An 18,023-nucleotide genomic window follows, 5' to 3' on the forward strand; every position below is an offset into this window, starting at 1 on the left:
ACTACCAACCTTATTTTCCGCCAAAGCAAAGATACTTAATGTCCATGTACTCATCGATGCCTTCTTTCGCACCTTCACGGCCAATACCTGATTGTTTCACACCACCGAAAGGCGCGACTTCGGTTGAGATTAGACCATCATTAATGCCGACCATACCGTACTCAAGCGCTTCTGCAATGTTCCACACTCGGTGGATGTTCTGACTGTAGAAGTAAGACGCCAAACCATAAATCGTATCGTTGGCCATCTCGATAAGCTCTTCGTCCGTGTCGAATTTCATCACGGGCGCGACTGGGCCAAAGATCTCTTGTTGAACGATGTCCATGCTGTGTTTTACATCTTTAAGAACAACAGGTTGAATGAAAAGCCCATTAAGTTCCTGAGTTGGCGTGACAGGCGTGGCACCTTGTTCAATCGCTCGGTTTACCAAAGCTTGGATGTTGTTCTTTGCGTTCAGGCTGACAACAGGGCCAATCGTGACACCTTCATCTAAGCCGTTACCAATCTTAAGCTGCTGAACCGCTTGATCGAATTTAGCCACAAACTCATCGTACACTTTACTGTGAACGTAGAATCGGTTTGCACAGACACATGTTTGACCTGCATTACGGAACTTCGACGCCATTGCCCCTTGAACGGCTGCATCGATGTCGGCATCGTCAAACACAATAAATGGTGCGTTACCGCCAAGTTCCATTGAGGTGCGTTTGATGCCTTTTGCTGCTTGAGCCATCAAAATACTGCCCACACGGGTCGACCCAGTGAAAGAGATTTTTTTGATAAGCGGATGCGAAGTGAATAGGTTGCCCACTTGTTCAGGGCTTTCACCAAGCACCACTTGAAGTAGATCTTTAGGGATACCCGCTTGATAAGCCAGTTCAACCACAGCAAACGCGGAAAGCGGTGTCTCATCCGAAGGTTTCACGACAAAGCTACAACCCGCAGCTAAGGCAGGAGCCGCTTTACGAGTGATCATTGCAATAGGGAAGTTCCATGGCGTAATCGCGCTCGCCACTCCGATCGGTTGCTTGATGGTCACCAAACGTTTGCCTGCGACTGTGCTAGGAATGGAATCACCATAAGTGCGCTTTGCTTCTTCTGCAAACCACTCAATGAAGCTCGCGCCATACACCACTTCGCCTGCCGCTTCGGCTAACGGTTTACCTTGTTCAATCGTCATGATTCGAGCAAGGTCATTCTTGTTTTCGAGGATCAACTGGTGCCAGCGATGAAGCAGTGCTGCACGAGATTTAGCAGGAATTTTTGCCCACTCTTTCTGCGCTACATGAGCTCGTTCAATCGCGCTCGCTAGCTCTGTTTCTGATGATATCGGTGCGTGCCCGATGAGTTCACCCGTTGCTGGGTTTGTGACTGCAACTGCGTTGTTCGCTTCTGTCACCATAAAAGAGAGTAAGTGCTGGTTATCAATGTTTAGCATCGTGATTCCTTTGTCGTGATTACTTTAGACGTGTTGCTGATGTGCGGGTTGGCGAGTGTTCAGATCACTTCGACCAAATGTTGATTAGTCGCAGATTGTGGTCGTTAATTCGATAGTTTTGAAGCCCTTGTTTGCGCAAGCATTGTTTACCAAATCATGTCTATCAAAGTAGGTTTTTCGAAATCCATGATCAGCTAAGTCATGGACTTCGAAATTCTCTAAGAAAGTGTTTACTGCTGACTCCAATTATCAGCTTCGATTTTCGCCAGCGCTTTTGCTGCTTTTTGAAGTGCGGGCAAGAATTTTATTGCTTCATCCGGTTTCACTCGAATCACAGGCGCTTGTATCGCTAGGCCTAGGTTTGATTGACCTGTTGGTGATGGGATCAGCACTGCGATACAGACTAAGCCTGGTAAAAACTCTTCGTCATCAATAGCAAAACCTTGGATTTTCGCTTCTTCAATGTCTTTCTCTAGAGTCGAATAGTCGGTAATCGTGTTTACTGTGTATTGAGTCAGCGGCACGTTTTCAATCAGTCTTCTGCGCTGCGACTTAGACATATGAGCTAAAAACAGTTTTCCAGTAGCCGAGCAGTGCACGGGAACGCGAGAGCCGGGGTGCAGGTGAAAGCGAAGGGGAGCTTCAGTTTCGGCACGATCGAGATAGATGATTTCACCACTTGAAAGAGCCGTCAGGTTACAACTCTCACCGACTTCTGCTCTTAGATTTTCAAGGATGGTGCGTCGCGCGCTGTGCATGGTGCTATTCAAAAGTAGGTTTTCGGCAAGTTTTCTTAGTCGAATGCCTGAGCTGTAGTGCTTTTCGTCGCCATCTCTTTGAATGATGCCCGCGGCTTCTAATTGCTGAAGCATTCGGTGCAGCGTGGGTTTTGGTAATCCGGTCTCTTCGACTAAACCTTGAAGAGAAATAAACTCGTCTTTTTGCGCTATCACCTCTAATAGTGCAAAAAGTCGGAGGGTCGGTGTATCCCCTTGAACTTGCGGTGTTTCTGTTTGCATACAGTGATTCATCCTTGCGATATGTCTATGCCTAAGAGTGTACATACCAAATCATTATTCTTCAATTATCTGAATAAAATTTGATCTTTTTTATTATTCCAATAATATAAATGTAAATTATGGAATAATTAATCTCAATAAATGGAATTTAAAGATGAAGGCGATTGAACGGATTATTGATAAAGCTCATTTAGATCGTAAGCGTGTTGTTTTGAGTGAAGCGGAGGACCCGCGAGTGCTAGCTGCTGCAAGAATGGCAATCGACAAACAGCTCGCTCACATCACACTCGTGGGCGATGAATCGGCGATCATCGCTGCTGCAGAACTGCATCACATTAACCTGGCTGGCATTCATATTGTTTCTCCTCAGGCGTCGTCACTCAAAGAGGTGCTCGCTGAGCGGCTGTATACATTAAGAAAAGCCAAAGGCATGACTTATGATGACGCTCTAGAGCTGGTTCAAGATCCACTTGTTTTTGCCAATCTGATGGTCAGAGAGGGGCTGGTGGATGGCACAGTTAATGGTGCGGTTTATACCACGTCTGATGTGGTGCGAGCTGCGCTTCAGATTATCGGCCCCGCGCCAGACAGTGAATTGGTATCCAGTTTCTTTCTGATGATGTTGTGTGAGCCTTTCCATAATCTTAAAGGCGGCATGATTTTCAGTGACTGTGGTTTGGTGATTAACCCCAATGAAACCGAGCTAGCATCGATTGCCGTAGCCGCATCAATCAGTGCTCAAACGCTACTGATGGAAGAACCTAAAGTCGCAATGCTGTCTTTTTCGACCAACGGCAGTGCCAAACACGAATCGGTCGATAAGGTTCGTAACGCGGCTCAACTCGTGAAACAACGTTGTCCCGGAATCGCCGTCGATCAGGATGTTCAACTCGATGCCGCGATTGTGACTGAGATTGCCGCGAAGAAGCTGCCAGATTCAGAGGTGAAAGGTCAATCGAACGTGTTGATATTCCCCAATTTAGAAGCCGGTAATATTGGTTATAAGCTTGCGGAAAGATTAGGCGGGGCAGTTGCGATTGGTCCACTGTTACAAGGGTTGAATCAACCTGCGAATGACTTATCAAGAGGGTGTAGCGCACAAGACATCTTTAATGTGATCGCGGTGACCGCGGTACAAGCGCAGCAAGGGAAAGTGTCTGACTCTAAGGCTGATACTGAAGCTGAGGTTGAAGAAAGACAAGAGTCGACGTTTGATTTTAGGTATTAACATCTCGCTCCTGAATCTAGCACTCAAATTCGCACTCATATCCAACCCCCAAACAACCTAATTAGGATAGCTAATGGAGTTACCTGTTTTACTCGCTATTCTTGCCACCATCGCGGTGGGTACCTATTTTCAAACTGTCACCGGATTTGGCCTCGGTATCATCGTGATTGGTTTAACGGTTAGCCTTAATCTGGTTTCCTTACCCGTTATAGCCGCTGTGGTCAGTATTGTGACCTTGTTCAATTGCTTGGTCGCATTGATGGGTAAGCCACTGCTTGGGGAACTCAAGATTCTGGTGGTGTTGGTCATCGGTATTATTCCCGGCGTTTCGATGGGGGTGTACTTACTGGATGAGTTGAGCGATTCGGCAACGCATATTCTCCGAGGACTATTGGGTGCGATGGTGCTATTCGCAGGTTTGAGTTTTATGTTCAAACCTAAAACCAGAAAGGATCGCTCGGCAACCGTATCTTTCCTTGTCTCAGGCTTTAGCTCTGGGTTAGCGGGTGGGTTGTTTGGGATGGCAGGTCCACCGATTGTTTATCATCTTTATCGGCAACCTTTTACGCTTGATCTGGTGCGAAGCACACTGTTGATGGTTTTCGCTTGTACGTCGATGTCGCGTACTGTCAATGTCTACGCTGCAGGCGACATGGAACAGAGCATACTGTGGTTATCTGCTATTGCTGTTCCCTTGGTAGCGCTTGTCACGATGTTTGCTCGGCGCTTTCCACCGCCGCTGTCTAATGATCAACTCAGAAAGTTAGTGTTTATTGTGTTGATGTTGATTGGTGGGTACTTGATGGCGGTCTCTGCATGGTCGTTGTTTTTGGCTTAGAACGTTTTCTTTATCAAAATTATCTTTGAAGGAGGAGGGCTTGATTCTCGTTTAATGCTTGATGACACCCTCCTCACTGACACGTCAGCGCTTTAGCATCTCAAAGATGTTCCTACATAGGCCGAACAAGCAGCTCTCTTGTACGTCCAAGGTAATGTTGTTGCGGTAATATGGGCTCAAATCCACTCCCATCCCCACACCATGAATCTCAATTCCGTTTTTTATCGACTCACGTTCAATCACTTGTTTGAGGTGGTTATCCAAATAGAACTGATCGTTGGCGGTGCTGGTGGCGGTATCCATTGGGCAGCCGTCTGAGAACACGATCAAAACCTTTCGCTGAGCAGTGTGCTGTTGCAACCGCTGGCTAGCGAACTGCACCGCTTCGCCATCAATCCCTTCTTTAAAGATGTCTGCTTTACGAAGACTCGCAATGCCAAGGCGAGATCGTCTCCAATGCGTATCAAAATCCTTAAACACGATGTGCCGAACTTCGTTCAAGCGCCCTGGGTGCTTTGGTTGGCCTTGTTTAAGCCACTGTCGATAGACCTTGCCACCGTTCCAGTTGTTGGTAGTGAAGCCAATGATCTCAAATGGGATATCAGCCAATCCAACGGATTTGAGAATGGTGTCCATCAGCAGACTTAGCTTGTGACTGTGCTTTTGCATTGAGCCTGAGCAGTCCATCAAAAACGTGATGGCACATTGATGAGATGCACCGATATCAGGTTGATAAAAGACAGTGCGATCCAATGGCGACGTGACGAGCTTGGTGATGGTGGTGGCGTTAACAATGCCTTCTTCTAAATGGTCCTGACGTCGGTTCCTCTGTGGCGTGGCAACAAAGCTAGTGAGCATAGCGGCCAAACGGCGAGTGTTTACTTGTCTCGCCATGATGTCATCGGTGAGTTTCTGTCTCAGTTCGAGTAATAGGGCGCGCCTGACGAGTTTGTCTGCGGCGATGACTTGATCAAATTCTGAATTAAAGACCTGATAATTCGCGCCCGAAAGCTCGAAGACCTTGCTACTGCCCGTGATGTCAGTATCGACGTCTTGATCTTGAATGTCTCCATCAACGATAAGGGCAAGCTGCGCAAGGATTTTTATGTCTTCTTCAATGGTTGGCGTAGCCGAGCTATCGCTCTCTTGCTCTTGGTCGATGAGCTCTTGTGCAAGGGCTGCCAACTCGTTGGCGCAGTGTGCAAACTGTTGTTGGTCGGTTCTATGTTGTTTTAAGCGCTTCAGGCTATGCCCAAAAGTAGGCACGATGCCGGCGCGAGTCGATTCAATGGTCTCAGCAATGGGTTCCGAAACCGGAACACCGGTTAAGCGTGTGTGGATGACTTGCATTAGTGTAAACAGCAACATGCTTATTCGTGATTCGGTGAAGCCATTCTGATGATATTGGTCGCTCCAATACGCAAAGTTGAACTGAATGCTGGTGGTAACGCCTTTTAGATAAGATGGAACTTGCGATTCAATTCGCACCTGCTCGCAGAAGTCATATAACAGACGTTCGACCTCGTTTTTCGGTCGCAATGAGTAGTGAAGATCAGCATCTGAAAGCAAGAGTCGTAATGCCGATGAATCGATCTTGCCTTGCATCGAAAGCTTACTGTTTTTCAGCTCGTGGCGAGATACAAAGGTGAGATCGTTGGTGTGGGCAGACTGGTAATAACAGGGCTTATTGCCTTTATAGAGTCGTTCTCCCCGATAGTTCAGATCGAGTTCACCACTGATTGCTCTGGCGACAGACACACCAATATCGAGGATCTTTTTCTGCTGAGAAGAAATATTGGCCATGGTTTACGACTCCGAGTGCGAATAATTTTGAGTATGCGCTTCCAAGGCTTCACCAAAGCAACGGAAATAGTATTCGCTAACCAGTTCTTTCTCTTCGTCTTCGCAGCGATTTAAGAATGAAAGCCTAAATGCCGTCGCTACATCGTCGAATATTTGGATGTTTTCAGCCCAAGTGAGCACTGTACGCGGAGACATCACAGTCGAAAGGTCGCCAGCCCGAAACCCGTTACGCGTTAACCCTGCGGTCGCGATCATTTTCTCTACTAACTGCTGGCCACTTTCATTATTCAGCTCTGGAAGTTTGGATAACACTATCTTGGTTTCATGTTGTGGGTCTAAATAGTTGAGCGTAGCGATGATGTTCCATCTATCTAACTGACTGTGGTTAAGCACTTGAGTACCCGAATACAAACCTGAAAAATTACCCAAGCCAAGCGTGTTGCACGTAGCAAACAGGCGGAAAGAAGGGTGGGGAGTGATCACGCGGTTTTGCTCGAGAGAAGTGTATTTGCCGTCTTGCTCTAAGAGTTGCTGAATCACAAACATCACATCAGGTCGACCCGCGTCGTATTCGTCCAATACCAATGCGATGGGTTGCTGGATACTTTGTGGAAGAATGCCTTCCTTAAACTCTGTCACCTGCATTCCATCTTTAATGACGATGCTATCTTTGCCAATGAAATCCAATCGGCTTAAGTGCCCATCTAGGTTGATCCTCAAGCATGGCCAGTTCAATCTCGCGGCAATTTGTTCAATGTGAGAAGACTTGCCCGTCCCGTGCGTACCTTGTATCAAGGTGCGACGATTGGAAGTGAACCCCGCCAATATGGCCAGCGTCACTTCAGGATCAAAACAGTAGTTAGGATCGATTTTTGGCACATACTCTCCCGCATGTTCAAACGCCATCACCGTTAGGTTGCTGTCGATGCCAAAGCACTCTCTTACACTTACTTGTCGCGTTGGTATCAATTCCGACTCTTTCATCATTCTTCCCTCTATATAACCCATTACTTGTCGCAGCTATTGCGCTATGTCGTCGATTATTAACAGCTCAACCTAAGTTAACGGCACTTTTTGTACGAAAAACTACCAATAATGTGATCTAGTTTTATTAATTAGAATGAATTGTTCCAATTTAATATAAAAAGTTGACGCGCAAAAATTCTACTACTAAGGTGAAATTGAATTCGAAAAAGAGACAATTCATTCCGAAAAATGAAATTTTGATTAACTCAAGGAGAATGGAAGAATGAGCGAGCAAGAAAAACGTACGGTTGTTTCCGGCACAGTAACAATGACACCATCAGAAGCGTTCGTTGAAACTATGGTTGCTAATGATGTTACCGACATGTTCGGCATCATGGGGTCAGCATTTATGGACGCAATGGATATCTTTGCTCCTGCTGGCATTCGATTGGTCCCAGTAGTACACGAGCAAGGCGCTGCCCACATGGCAGATGGTTACTCTCGTGTATCTGGTCGCCACGGTGTGGTTATCGGGCAGAATGGCCCAGGTATCAGTAACTGTGTAACAGCAATTGCAGCTGCGTTCTGGGCACATAGCCCGGTCGTCATTGTGACGCCAGAGACAGGCACTAAAACAATGGGCTTAGGTGGTTTCCAAGAATGTAACCAGCTTCCAATGTTCCAAGAGTTTACTAAGTATCAAGGACACGTAACGCACCCAGATCGTATGGCGGAATTCACAGGTCGATGCTTCGACCGTGCGATGAGTGAAATGGGGCCTACTCAACTTAATATTCCACGTGATTACTTTTACGGTGAGACTCAAACTGAGATCCCTCAACCAGCACGTTTAGACCGTGGCCCAGGTGGTGAAAAATCTCTGAACGAAGCGGCAGACTTGATTGCTGAAGCGAAATTCCCAGTCATCATTTCTGGTGGCGGCGTGGTAATGGCTGATGCCGTTCAAGAGTGTGCGGCATTAGCAGAAAGATTAGGCGCACCCGTAGTGAACAGCTACCTGCACAATGACTCGTTCCCTGCTAGTCACCCATTATGGTGTGGTCCTTTAGGCTACCAAGGTTCGAAAGCAGCAATGAAGTTGATGGCTCAAGCGGATGTGGTTATCGCTTTGGGTACACGCCTTGGTCCATTTGGTACGTTGCCTCAACATGGTATGGACTACTGGCCGAAGAACGCGAAAATCATTCAGATTGATGCCGACAACAAGATGCTAGGTCTGGTTAAGAAGATTTCAGTTGGTATCTGTGGTGATGCGAAAGCAGCTGCGGTTGCTCTATCTGAAAGATTGGAAGGCCGTGCATTGTTGTGTGATGACAATAAAGGCGCTCGTCAAGACACGGTCGCAACAGAGAAAGCACTTTGGGAAAAAGAGCTTGATGAGTGGACACACGAACGTGACTCGTTCAGCTTAGATATGATTGAGGAAAACTCACACGAGACTCCGTTCTCTGGTGGTGAATACCTTCACCCGCGCCAAGTATTGCGTGAGCTAGAAAAAGCGATGCCAGAAGACGTAATGGTCTCAACCGATATCGGTAACATCAACTCGGTGGCAAACAGCTACTTACGCTTTGAAAAACCACGTAGTTTCTTTGCGGCAATGAGTTTTGGTAACTGTGGTTACGCGTTCCCGACCATCATTGGCGCGAAAGCAGCAGCACCTCATCGCCCAGCTATCTCTTATGCAGGCGACGGTGCGTGGGGCATGAGCCTGATGGAAACCATGACATGTGTTCGTCATAACATTCCAGTGACAGCCGTGGTATTCCACAACCGTCAATGGGGTGCAGAGAAGAAGAACCAAGTCGACTTCTACAACCGACGCTTTGTTGCCGGTGAGCTAGATAACCAAAGCTTTGCTGAAATCGCACGAGCAATGGGCGCTGAAGGTATCACGGTTGATAAGCTAGAAGATGTAGGTCCAACCTTGCAAAAAGCCATCGACATGCAGATGAACGAAGGCAAAACAACCATCATTGAAATCATGTGTACTCAGGAGTTGGGCGACCCGTTCCGCCGAGATGCACTATCAACACCGGTTCGTTTCCTAGATAAATACAAAGATTACGTATAAGTCATAGGAAGTTTGCCCGGCCAGCGCATCATCGAGAAGGTTATCGAGCGCATGGTCGGGTAATATTAACGGGTATTGGCAAGTGCTTAGGTGAAGAACATAAACGCTTAGTTCAATAATCTCTAGTTAAACATTAGAACACTAATTAAATGGCTCATAAGTATATAAGTGGTTTTAGATATATACACTTTGTCACTCGTTATTATTAATCGATCCTTAACTAATGGATCCAAAAATAGTTCTTTGACGAAGATGTATACCTATTATTATTTTGGGAAGTTATAGCTGACGATGTTAATTTTATAATCGTAAATGTTGATGCTTGGATTGTACCGAATTTAAATTAAGTGACCTATTACATGCATGTTGTGAAAAATAAACGTTATATAAGTTCAATAGAAGAACTGTATGAAATAATCGATTCGCTAATTGCTGAATGTAGTGGGTATCGTGGTTTAATTTATAACGTGTGTGATTATGAAAACAGTAATCTGATGCCAAGCTTAGGTCGCTCAAATCGAAAGAATATTCGCCGTGTCGAACAAGAGATTCTCTCGACCGTGAGAGTTTATGGCGGGCATTCGTTGAGTGCACACGAGATAAACGATTGGTTATTGATGTGTTTAGCCAAGAAACAGGGGTTTCCTACCCGTTTACTTGAGTGGACAGATAACCTGGTCAATGCGTTGTGGTCTGTGTGTCATAGCCAAAGTAAAGACTGTATCAATATTATAAAAGCTATTGATTATCAAAATGTTAGTGTTTTTAGCTCGCCGTGTGATCTCAACAAAACTCAGATATTTAATGTGGCGGACTGCGATCAGCAAGAGCCACGCAAGGAGAAGTGGTATTCCATTCACCCATTTAAGGAAGGTGGCAATGATGCCATTCAGCCTTTGTATGATGAGAAAGAGTATTCAAACGGTCTAGTGTCCGTTCATATTCTTCCATCAGTGAAAGTAAACCTGATAAAGGAGTTAATATCCATGAATGTTTTAAATGAACCGACAGAGTATGTCGAAGAGAAACTAACGGATTTAAAAAACGAAGCACATGCAGATAACAACCAAGTCATAAATAAAGGTGAGGGTAATATTGAATTACAAGTGAATACTCATGATCGCCAGCTTGAGCAGTATGGCCGAAAGTACCATCAAGATTTTGATTTCGACTAAAGTCTAATATTTCTACTGATTTTATTTAGAGCTCATATAGATCTAGTGATTACGAGATAAATAAAATTAGAACACCAATTAATTTATAAAAAGATGAAATCTGTGAGCTTAAAGATTGTTTATAAAGTAACTCGAAGTTAGAGTGATGAATCTTGTTATCAAGTTGTTAAATTTTTACAGATCTAGTTTAAACACTCTAATAAAAAAGTGGCGCAAAGCTACTGAAATTTAAACCAATAACGAAAACATAAAGGATTCTGGAATATGAATATGCAAACCAATGCAGCGACATTCGTGCTGGAAAACCAAGTCGACACCGCCTTTTTACAGTCTTTTAGTGATGCATGGAATAACCATGATATTGAAGCGCTAATGTCGTTTATGACCGAAGACTGTGTCTTCCACACCGTGGCAGGAGAAGGCGAACTTGGAAACACTATCGAAGGGTACGAAGCCGTTCGCAATAGCTTTGAATTGGTTTGGCAGAACTTTCCAGATGCAGCCTGGAGCGACCCTGTCCACTTTGTGTGTGGCGACCGCGCGGTAAGCGAATCAACGTTCTCTGCGACTAACCCTGATGGCACTGTCATCGAAGCTCGTATGGTTGATGTGTTTACCCTGAAAGATGGAAAAATCAGCGTAAAAAATGCCTTCCGTAAAACACGACCTCTTTTGACTCCCAGCAATACTCCCAAGAGCTAGACACGAAATCGCAACCCGTTCACGTGTTATGACTAGGAGAGTCGAATTATGAGTTTAGTAATGGAACAACCGGCAGCCGATGTGCCGCCAAAGGTGAAAAGCACCCAAGCAAAAGAAAGCACCCAAGCACAAGATAAATACGATCCAAAATACGATCCACTTAAAGACAAGAGCCCAGGTCACGGTAAGGAATACGCCCCGACTTATTGGGTAGATACCGCAGGTGCACCACCTGAAGATGATGGCCCAATTACATCGGATATGGATGTCGATGTGGCGATAATCGGTTCAGGCTACACAGGCCTAAGTACCGCGATACACCTTGCTGAAATGTACGGTATTAAAGCGATTGTGATTGAAGCTAACCGTATGAGTTGGGGCTGCAGTACCCGAAATGGTGGTCAGGCTCAGTGTGCGTCAGGACGTTTGAAGCGTTCTCAGTGGATTGACCGCTGGGGACTAGAAACCGCGCTAAAAATGCACCGCGAATGCATCGATGGCATGAACACGTTTAAGTCTCTGATCAAAGACATTGATTGTGACCCACAGTCGGGCGGCCACTTATACGTTGCCCATCGTCCCAAAGTGATGGCAACACTTGAAAAAGAAGCCAAGTTGCTGCGCGACACGTTCGATTACGATGCGCAGATCTTAGATGCGGAAACCGTAAAGCGTGATTACGTTGGTGATCAAGAAGCGGCAGGCGCAATGCATGAGCCAGAGGGTATTGGTATCCATGCAGGGAAACTGGCGTTTGGTTATCTAAGAAAGGCGAGAGCACTCGGCGTTAAAGTTCACCCATCGAGTCCCGTTATGGGCTGGGAAACTCGCAACGGTGTGCATTACCTGAAAACGCCAGGTGGTGTGGTTAAGGCTCGCTCTGTCGGTGTTTGTACTGGCGGGTATACCAGCCAAGGTTTGCATTCAGAGCTTAAAAATCGCCTATTACCCGTACTTTCTAACTCGATGGTGACACGACCGTTAACTCAAGACGAAATCGCCGCGTGTAACTTCAAAACTAACCAAGTGATTACTGATACTCGAATTCTGCGCCATTACTACCGTTTGTTACCGGATAACCGAGTTCAGATTGGTACACGCAGTGCCATCAGTGGCAAGAACGCACCTGAAAAGAAATATGAAGACATGTTGCGAGCGGATTTAACCCGAAAATTCCCGTCTCTTGATCAGATCAAAATTGATTATTCATGGTGGGGCTGGGTGGATGTTAGCCACGACATGATGCCGAGAATTTATCAGCCGAATCCGAAACAATCCATCTTCTACGCACTGGGTTATGGCGGCAATGGTGTGATGTATTCCGCTCAAGCAGGTAAGCGCCTTGCTCAGTGGATAGCAGGTGAAGGTCACAAGCTCGACCTACCAATATTTGAATCAAAACTTCCGTTCCCCAACGTGAGGGAAGTGGTGGAATCAGAGATGTTTGCACCGTTTCGAAGAATGGGGCAGCGGTTCCTTTATCAGTGGTATTCGTTAAAGGATGAAAGGCTGTAACTACCCGAACATTGTTTCCAAAATAGGGAAATAGAATTACGACCGGGAAAGTTGTACCAGGTCACCTTGTGAGCAAAGTACAGGCAGGACGTCTGTATGATAGGAAAGGTTAAGACTATGAAATTGATTAAAAATAAAATTATTGCTGGTGTCACTATTGTAGCAACAGCTGTGTTATCTCATACCGCGGCAGCAGCGAATTTTAAAATGGCTATCGGCGATGCTGCTGGTGGTACGCAGTGGGAATTAGCGACCTCATTCTCTGAACTGATGGAGCAAAAAACAGACGGTAAAGTGAAAATCGACCTGTTCCCGAATGGCCAATTAGGCAATGAGCAAGACACCGTAAACGACGCAGCAATCGGTCTTCTCGACTTCTCTGTACTGGCGATCAACAACGTGACGCCTTTCTCTCCAACCGTTGGTCTATTGACCATGCCTTACGTGATTCAAAGCGCAGAAGAAGCAGTGCTACTGACTCAAGGTCAAGTAGGCCAAGATTTAGTTGATAACACGATTCGTGACGCTGGTGTTCGTATTGTCGGTTGGGCTTATTCTGGCTTTAGGGTTTTGACCAACTCGAAAAAGCCTGTTGCTTCACCAGAAGATTTGAAAGGGCTAGTGATTCGTGTTCCTCGTAACGAAATCATGATCGCGTCTTATCAAGCATGGGGTGTAAACCCAACGCCAATGGCGTGGTCTGAGACTTTCACTGGCCTGCAACAAGGCGTGGTAGATGGACAAGATAACCCTTACATCACAGTCCACGCGATGAAATTCAACGAAGTACAAAAGTACGTGACCAACATTCGCTACATTTTCTCTTTGGAACCTCTAATTGTGAGTGAAACGGTCTTCCAACAACAGACTCCTGAAATGCAAAAAATCATTCTTGAAGCAGGTCAGGAAGCGACAGAGCACAGTTTTGCTTATCTAGAAAATACGGAAAACAAGATCCGTGAAGAGCTACAAGCGAAAGGCATGGTATTCACAGACCCAGCAGACAACGAGCAAGAGTGGATCAGCAAGGTGACTAAGTCAGTTTGGCCTAAGTTCTACTCAAGCATTGGAGGCAAAGACAAGCTAGACGACGTTCTTGAGTTACTAGGTAGAAAGTAACGATTAGATTCGCCCTATCTGCTGTTCTGCGCTACTTAATCACCTAGCGATAGAACAGTGAGATAGGGCATTTACATGGCTGTACTCGTTGATCTGTTCTGTACCTGATCTTTTTAGGACCGTGAGCGACTGGTTGTCATGTGGAAATCAACATTGGAGGTTATATGTCAGTCGCTAAAACAATAAAAACGCACCTAAACAACATTGAGGAATATACCTGTTGTCTGCTGCTCGCAAGCTTTGTCCTATTGCTGTTTACACAAATCCTTACTCGTCAGTTCTTTGATTACTCTATCCCTTGGGGGGATGAGGTCGCTACTTACATGTTCGTTTGGTTTGCCTATCTAGGGGCTGTTGTTGCGGCCAAGATGTCGGCGCACAACCGAGTGAGCTTTCACTTTAAATTCTTTCCGCCAATCGTGCAGACCGTGAGTGAAACCATCGCTGACTTCTTATGGCTCTGTTTCAACGGCTACTTCGTTTACCTCAGCTACGACTTCGTGTTCAACAAAATGAATCTGTTTTGGAAGTCTCAGACTACAGGTATCCCGATGAAGTACTTCTACATGATTTTACCTATCGCGTTTTCACTGATGATGATTCGAATTATCTGGAACAACTATGAGCGTTTATTCAAAGGCGCAACCAACGAAGATCCAGAAGTCAAAGAGCTGCGCAAAATGACGGCACAAAAGTCAGCGCAATAGTCATCACAGAGAATAGTCGTAATAGAGAGATGTAATAATGGAATCCTATTTAACTCTAATTTTATTTGGTGGCTTTTTAACGCTGTTAATTCTGGGCGCACCAATCACAGTATCACTGGCTGGCGCTTCGATGGCGGCCTATATGTTGCTCGACAAAAATCCCATCGCTTTAGTACAAATCGCGTTTACCTCGGTGGGTAACTTCCCGCTAATGGCCCTGCCAGCCTTTGTTCTTGCGGGTGCATTAATGGAGGCGGCGGGTATCTCCAAACGTCTGGTGGATATCGCCGAAAGCTTAGCGGGTCCCGTAACAGGTGGCCTTGGCGCAGCAACGGTAATGGCGTGTCTTTTCTTTGGTGCTATCTCGGGTTCAGGCCCTGCAACCACCGCTGCGGTAGGCATGCTAATGGTGCCTGCGATGGTCAAGCGTGACTACGATAAGAGCTACGCATCGGCAGTTACTGCTGCATCTGGTGGCTTGGGCATTATCATCCCACCATCCATTCCCTTGGTTATCTTTGGTATCTCCGCAATGGGCTTAATGGCGCCACCGGAAGCCATTGCTCAACACGGCCAGTTTGCTTCTTTGTCTATTCCAAAACTGTTTGTTGCTGGGGTTGTACCGGGCTTCATCATGGCTTCGACGCTGGTGGTAACCAACTACTTCATTGCTAAGCGAGAAGGCTATAAAGGGTTGACTGAAACCTGGTCGTTTGGCGATGTAAGGCACTACTTGCACCGCGGTTTATGGTCGATATTAGCGCCGTTCTTGATTCTTGGCGGTATCTACAGCGGCATGTTCACACCAACAGAATCTGCGGTTGTAGCGATATTCTATTCGTTGTTTGTGGGTGTATTTATTCACCGCGAATTGTCGTTCAAAAGTGTGATGAAATCTCTATCGACCACGACATGGATCACCGGACGTGTGTTGTTGATCCTCTTTGCAGCAACAGTATTTGGACGCTTGTTGATCGAGCAAAAGATCCCGGTTGTCGTGGCTGAATCATTACTCAGTTTTACCGACAACATGTACATGGTGTGGGCGCTAACCATTACCTTGTTGTTGTTCATCGGCATGTTTATGGAAACCTTAGCGGCGATCATGATCATCGTGCCAGTGTTACTGCCAATCATGTACATGCTGGGCGCTGATCCAACTCACGTGGGCATCGTGGTGGTGTGTACCTTATCGATAGGTTTTGCAACGCCGCCGCTTGGGGAAAATATCTTTGTCGCCTCGGGAATAGGGGGTTCCACGGTTGAACAAATCACCGCGAAGATCCATCCCTTTGTTCTTGCTTCTGTTGTGGGCGTTTTCGTTATCGCTTTCTTCCCACAAATTACGCTTTGGCTACCGTCCTTAGTCGGCTATTAGGAGAGATAACCATGAATTTATCCAGAATCATCCTCATTGGTTGTGCCGTGTTTGCAGTGGTGAGTGGTATTAGTTTACGTGCGGAACACTCTGAAATAGAGAAAGAAGCCAAGCCTGTCAATGTGCTCGATATTTCTGAACCACATGTTGTCAGTCAGGCTGAAAGAAGAGCCAAAACCTTGCTTGCCAAGGCAGTGATACACGTTCAAAAAGAGGGCGACGATAGCGTCAAAGACTTCATGAGTGATGCCGAATATATAGACGGTGAGCTTTATGTGTTTGCGTTGGGCATTGATGGCCAATTCCTTGCCAGCGGCGGCTCGTCAATGGTGTTAGTGGGTGACAGTGTTTTAGATACGCAAGACGTCTACGGTAATCCTTTTTTCCGTGAAATGATCACTAAGGCTGTGCACAACGGGTTTGGCGAAGTTCAGTACCATTGGACTAATCCGACTGACCGCATGGGCGAGCCTAAAACCACTTTCTTTGAACGTGTGGGTGATGTGATTGTTGCCGTGGGGTATTACCCAGAACGCTCTAGTGCAACAGAAGCTAAGCGATTATTGGCGAGAGCGATGGCCGCGATAGTGGAATCAGAGCAGGACAGTCTCGCCGAGTTCAATGATACCGAAGGCAGCTTTGTTGAGGGAGACTTGTATGTGTTCGTGATGGATATGAGCTCTGGAAAGCTGCTCGCGCACGGTGTATCCCCTGAGCTTGTTGGGCGTTCACACAACGAAATCCTAAGCCCTGACGATAAGCCAATTCTTACTGAGATGTTAAATCGAGCCAAAGAAAATGGTCGTGGCGTTTACACCTATCGATGGTTAAATCCGCTGTCGAGCAAAGTGGAAACTAAGCACACTTACTATCGAGTTATCGACAATAAGTTGGTTGGGGTGGGTTATTACACAAATTCAAACAACACGTAAACGCGTTTCTACGGAACCCTCAACCCAGTTAAATAAAGGGCTGGGGGCTCGAAATGCCGGTTTGTGTAAAAAAGCAATTTAGTAAAATTCACACTGTGTAATTTTTGTTGTGAAATTGTTTCAAAAATAACAGTAGTATGAAAAACATGGAAACCACACAGTAAAGAACAATTTTGAAAAGGGTCAATTGGGATGTTTGACCTTAATGAAATTTAAAGCCGTACGAGGGATAGACTATGAATATGCTGACACTAGACAAAACAGAACTTCACAGAAACCATTCAACTTTTATTGCTGAAGCTGTCTTTGCCGTCGAAATGGTGAAAGCAGACAAGCAACTCGAAAAGCAGAAAATGGCGAAACAGTTGCTTGATACTCTATTCCCTCTCGAGTCTGGTTCTCACGAAGATGTAGTGAGCTACGAGATTGACTACCGACACGTTCAGGTTTATTTCAAAAACGGTGAACACACAGGTTTGAAACGCGCTAAACACTTTGTGGCTTACACAGGTGATAAATCTAAGCCTTCAGCAATCCTATTCCGTGATGAAAGCGGTACGCACGTTGAAGTGACAATCGGTGCTCGTAAAGGCACTGGCCGCCTGGAGTTGGTTGATATTCAAGATATCCAATTAGAGACGTGCACCACGTTTGGTCAAACTGAGGCGAGCCGTTCTTCTGGCATCCGTCACTGGGTGAGCTTAGTAAAAGGCGATGAAAGTGGCCGCCCGAATGCATCAAGTGAAGACAAAGAGTTCACGGCGAAAAATGGTGAAGACTATAACCTAGGTTTTTGCTTCGCAATCTAACTAACTGTCTTTGAAATGTGCAGTGCTGATCTGTGAGACGCAGCACTGACATTTGAGCACTGATTTCTCTTTTACCTTTGGTAACTTTCCCCGCCCCTATAGCGGGGCTTTTTTATTAGAGCTATAAGTAAATTGGGCGATTATCAAAATTATATGCAGAAATTTTGGATGTGACGTTACAGTGTGTGGTTTTGATTTAAGTTGTTGTATTTAAATAATTTTGTTCTTTTGTTTTATTCTGTTTTTATTAGGTTAACTATCATTGTCAACGGTGGTTTGGGCGACTATTGAGCGAAATC

General features: G+C 45.7%; 15 protein-coding genes. 11 read left to right on the forward strand and 4 right to left on the reverse strand.

Annotation, left to right across the window (positions count from 1 at the left end; genetic code table 11):
- Positions 1 to 10 precede the first annotated feature (10 nt).
- Complete coding sequence (locus AB4482_RS06290) at positions 11 to 1,438, reverse strand: NAD-dependent succinate-semialdehyde dehydrogenase (protein ID WP_372132695.1); 1,428 nt, start codon at positions 1,436 to 1,438, stop codon at positions 11 to 13.
- A gap of 230 nt (positions 1,439 to 1,668) precedes the next feature.
- On the reverse strand, positions 1,669 to 2,457 hold the full coding sequence (locus tag AB4482_RS06295) for an IclR family transcriptional regulator (RefSeq protein WP_017065657.1): 789 nt from the start codon (positions 2,455 to 2,457) through the stop codon (positions 1,669 to 1,671).
- 154 nt (positions 2,458 to 2,611) lie between these two features.
- On the opposite strand from AB4482_RS06295, the gene pta reads away from it, so the two are divergent.
- On the forward strand, positions 2,612 to 3,685 hold the full coding sequence (gene pta, locus AB4482_RS06300) for a phosphate acetyltransferase (RefSeq protein ID WP_372180698.1): 1,074 nt from the start codon (positions 2,612 to 2,614) through the stop codon (positions 3,683 to 3,685).
- A 73-nt stretch (positions 3,686 to 3,758) separates the two neighbouring features.
- A complete protein-coding gene (locus AB4482_RS06305) occupies positions 3,759 to 4,523 on the forward strand; it encodes a TSUP family transporter (protein WP_017081887.1) in 765 nt (254 codons plus the stop codon).
- 84 nt (positions 4,524 to 4,607) lie between these two features.
- Here AB4482_RS06305 and AB4482_RS06310 read toward each other — a convergent pair whose 3' ends face one another.
- Both AB4482_RS06310 and AB4482_RS06315 read right to left on the reverse strand, forming a co-directional pair.
- Positions 4,608 to 6,326, reverse strand: coding sequence for a cobaltochelatase CobT-related protein (locus tag AB4482_RS06310; protein ID WP_372180699.1), 1,719 nt, complete (start codon positions 6,324 to 6,326; stop codon positions 4,608 to 4,610).
- Positions 6,327 to 6,329: 3 nt separating this feature from the next.
- Positions 6,330 to 7,313: a MoxR family ATPase gene (locus tag AB4482_RS06315; protein ID WP_048614697.1), complete on the reverse strand. Its 984-nt coding sequence runs from the start codon at positions 7,311 to 7,313 to the stop codon at positions 6,330 to 6,332.
- Between the two features lie 262 nt (positions 7,314 to 7,575).
- On the opposite strand from AB4482_RS06315, the gene xsc reads away from it, so the two are divergent.
- From xsc to AB4482_RS06360, 9 genes are all read left to right on the forward strand, one after another.
- Complete coding sequence (xsc, locus tag AB4482_RS06320) at positions 7,576 to 9,387, forward strand: sulfoacetaldehyde acetyltransferase (RefSeq protein WP_372132704.1); 1,812 nt, start codon at positions 7,576 to 7,578, stop codon at positions 9,385 to 9,387.
- A gap of 359 nt (positions 9,388 to 9,746) precedes the next feature.
- A complete protein-coding gene (locus AB4482_RS06325) occupies positions 9,747 to 10,562 on the forward strand; it encodes an FRG domain-containing protein (RefSeq protein WP_372132707.1) in 816 nt (271 codons plus the stop codon).
- A gap of 264 nt (positions 10,563 to 10,826) precedes the next feature.
- Entirely contained in the window at positions 10,827 to 11,264 is a 438-nt protein-coding gene (locus AB4482_RS06330; protein ID WP_102313822.1) for a nuclear transport factor 2 family protein, read from the forward strand.
- A gap of 48 nt (positions 11,265 to 11,312) precedes the next feature.
- The gene (locus AB4482_RS06335) at positions 11,313 to 12,779 is read left to right on the forward strand and encodes an NAD(P)/FAD-dependent oxidoreductase (protein WP_372180701.1); all 1,467 of its coding nucleotides are present in this window, start codon (positions 11,313 to 11,315) and stop codon (positions 12,777 to 12,779) included.
- A 117-nt stretch (positions 12,780 to 12,896) separates the two neighbouring features.
- Complete coding sequence (locus tag AB4482_RS06340) at positions 12,897 to 13,898, forward strand: TRAP transporter substrate-binding protein (RefSeq protein ID WP_017059971.1); 1,002 nt, start codon at positions 12,897 to 12,899, stop codon at positions 13,896 to 13,898.
- Between the two features lie 164 nt (positions 13,899 to 14,062).
- Entirely contained in the window at positions 14,063 to 14,605 is a 543-nt protein-coding gene (locus AB4482_RS06345) for a TRAP transporter small permease (protein ID WP_017059970.1), read from the forward strand.
- A 37-nt stretch (positions 14,606 to 14,642) separates the two neighbouring features.
- On the forward strand, positions 14,643 to 15,983 hold the full coding sequence (locus AB4482_RS06350) for a TRAP transporter large permease (RefSeq protein WP_372180703.1): 1,341 nt from the start codon (positions 14,643 to 14,645) through the stop codon (positions 15,981 to 15,983).
- Between the two features lie 11 nt (positions 15,984 to 15,994).
- Complete coding sequence (locus tag AB4482_RS06355; RefSeq protein ID WP_372180704.1) at positions 15,995 to 16,915, forward strand: cache domain-containing protein; 921 nt, start codon at positions 15,995 to 15,997, stop codon at positions 16,913 to 16,915.
- Between the two features lie 236 nt (positions 16,916 to 17,151).
- Positions 17,152 to 17,724 (forward strand): malate synthase, encoded by a 573-nt coding sequence (locus AB4482_RS06360; RefSeq protein WP_017059967.1) that lies wholly within the window; start codon positions 17,152 to 17,154, stop codon positions 17,722 to 17,724.
- The last annotated feature ends 299 nt before the right edge of the window (positions 17,725 to 18,023 follow it).

The organism is Vibrio sp. 10N.222.55.C7, assembly GCF_041473335.1.
GTDB classification, from domain to species: domain Bacteria; phylum Pseudomonadota; class Gammaproteobacteria; order Enterobacterales; family Vibrionaceae; genus Vibrio; species Vibrio crassostreae_C.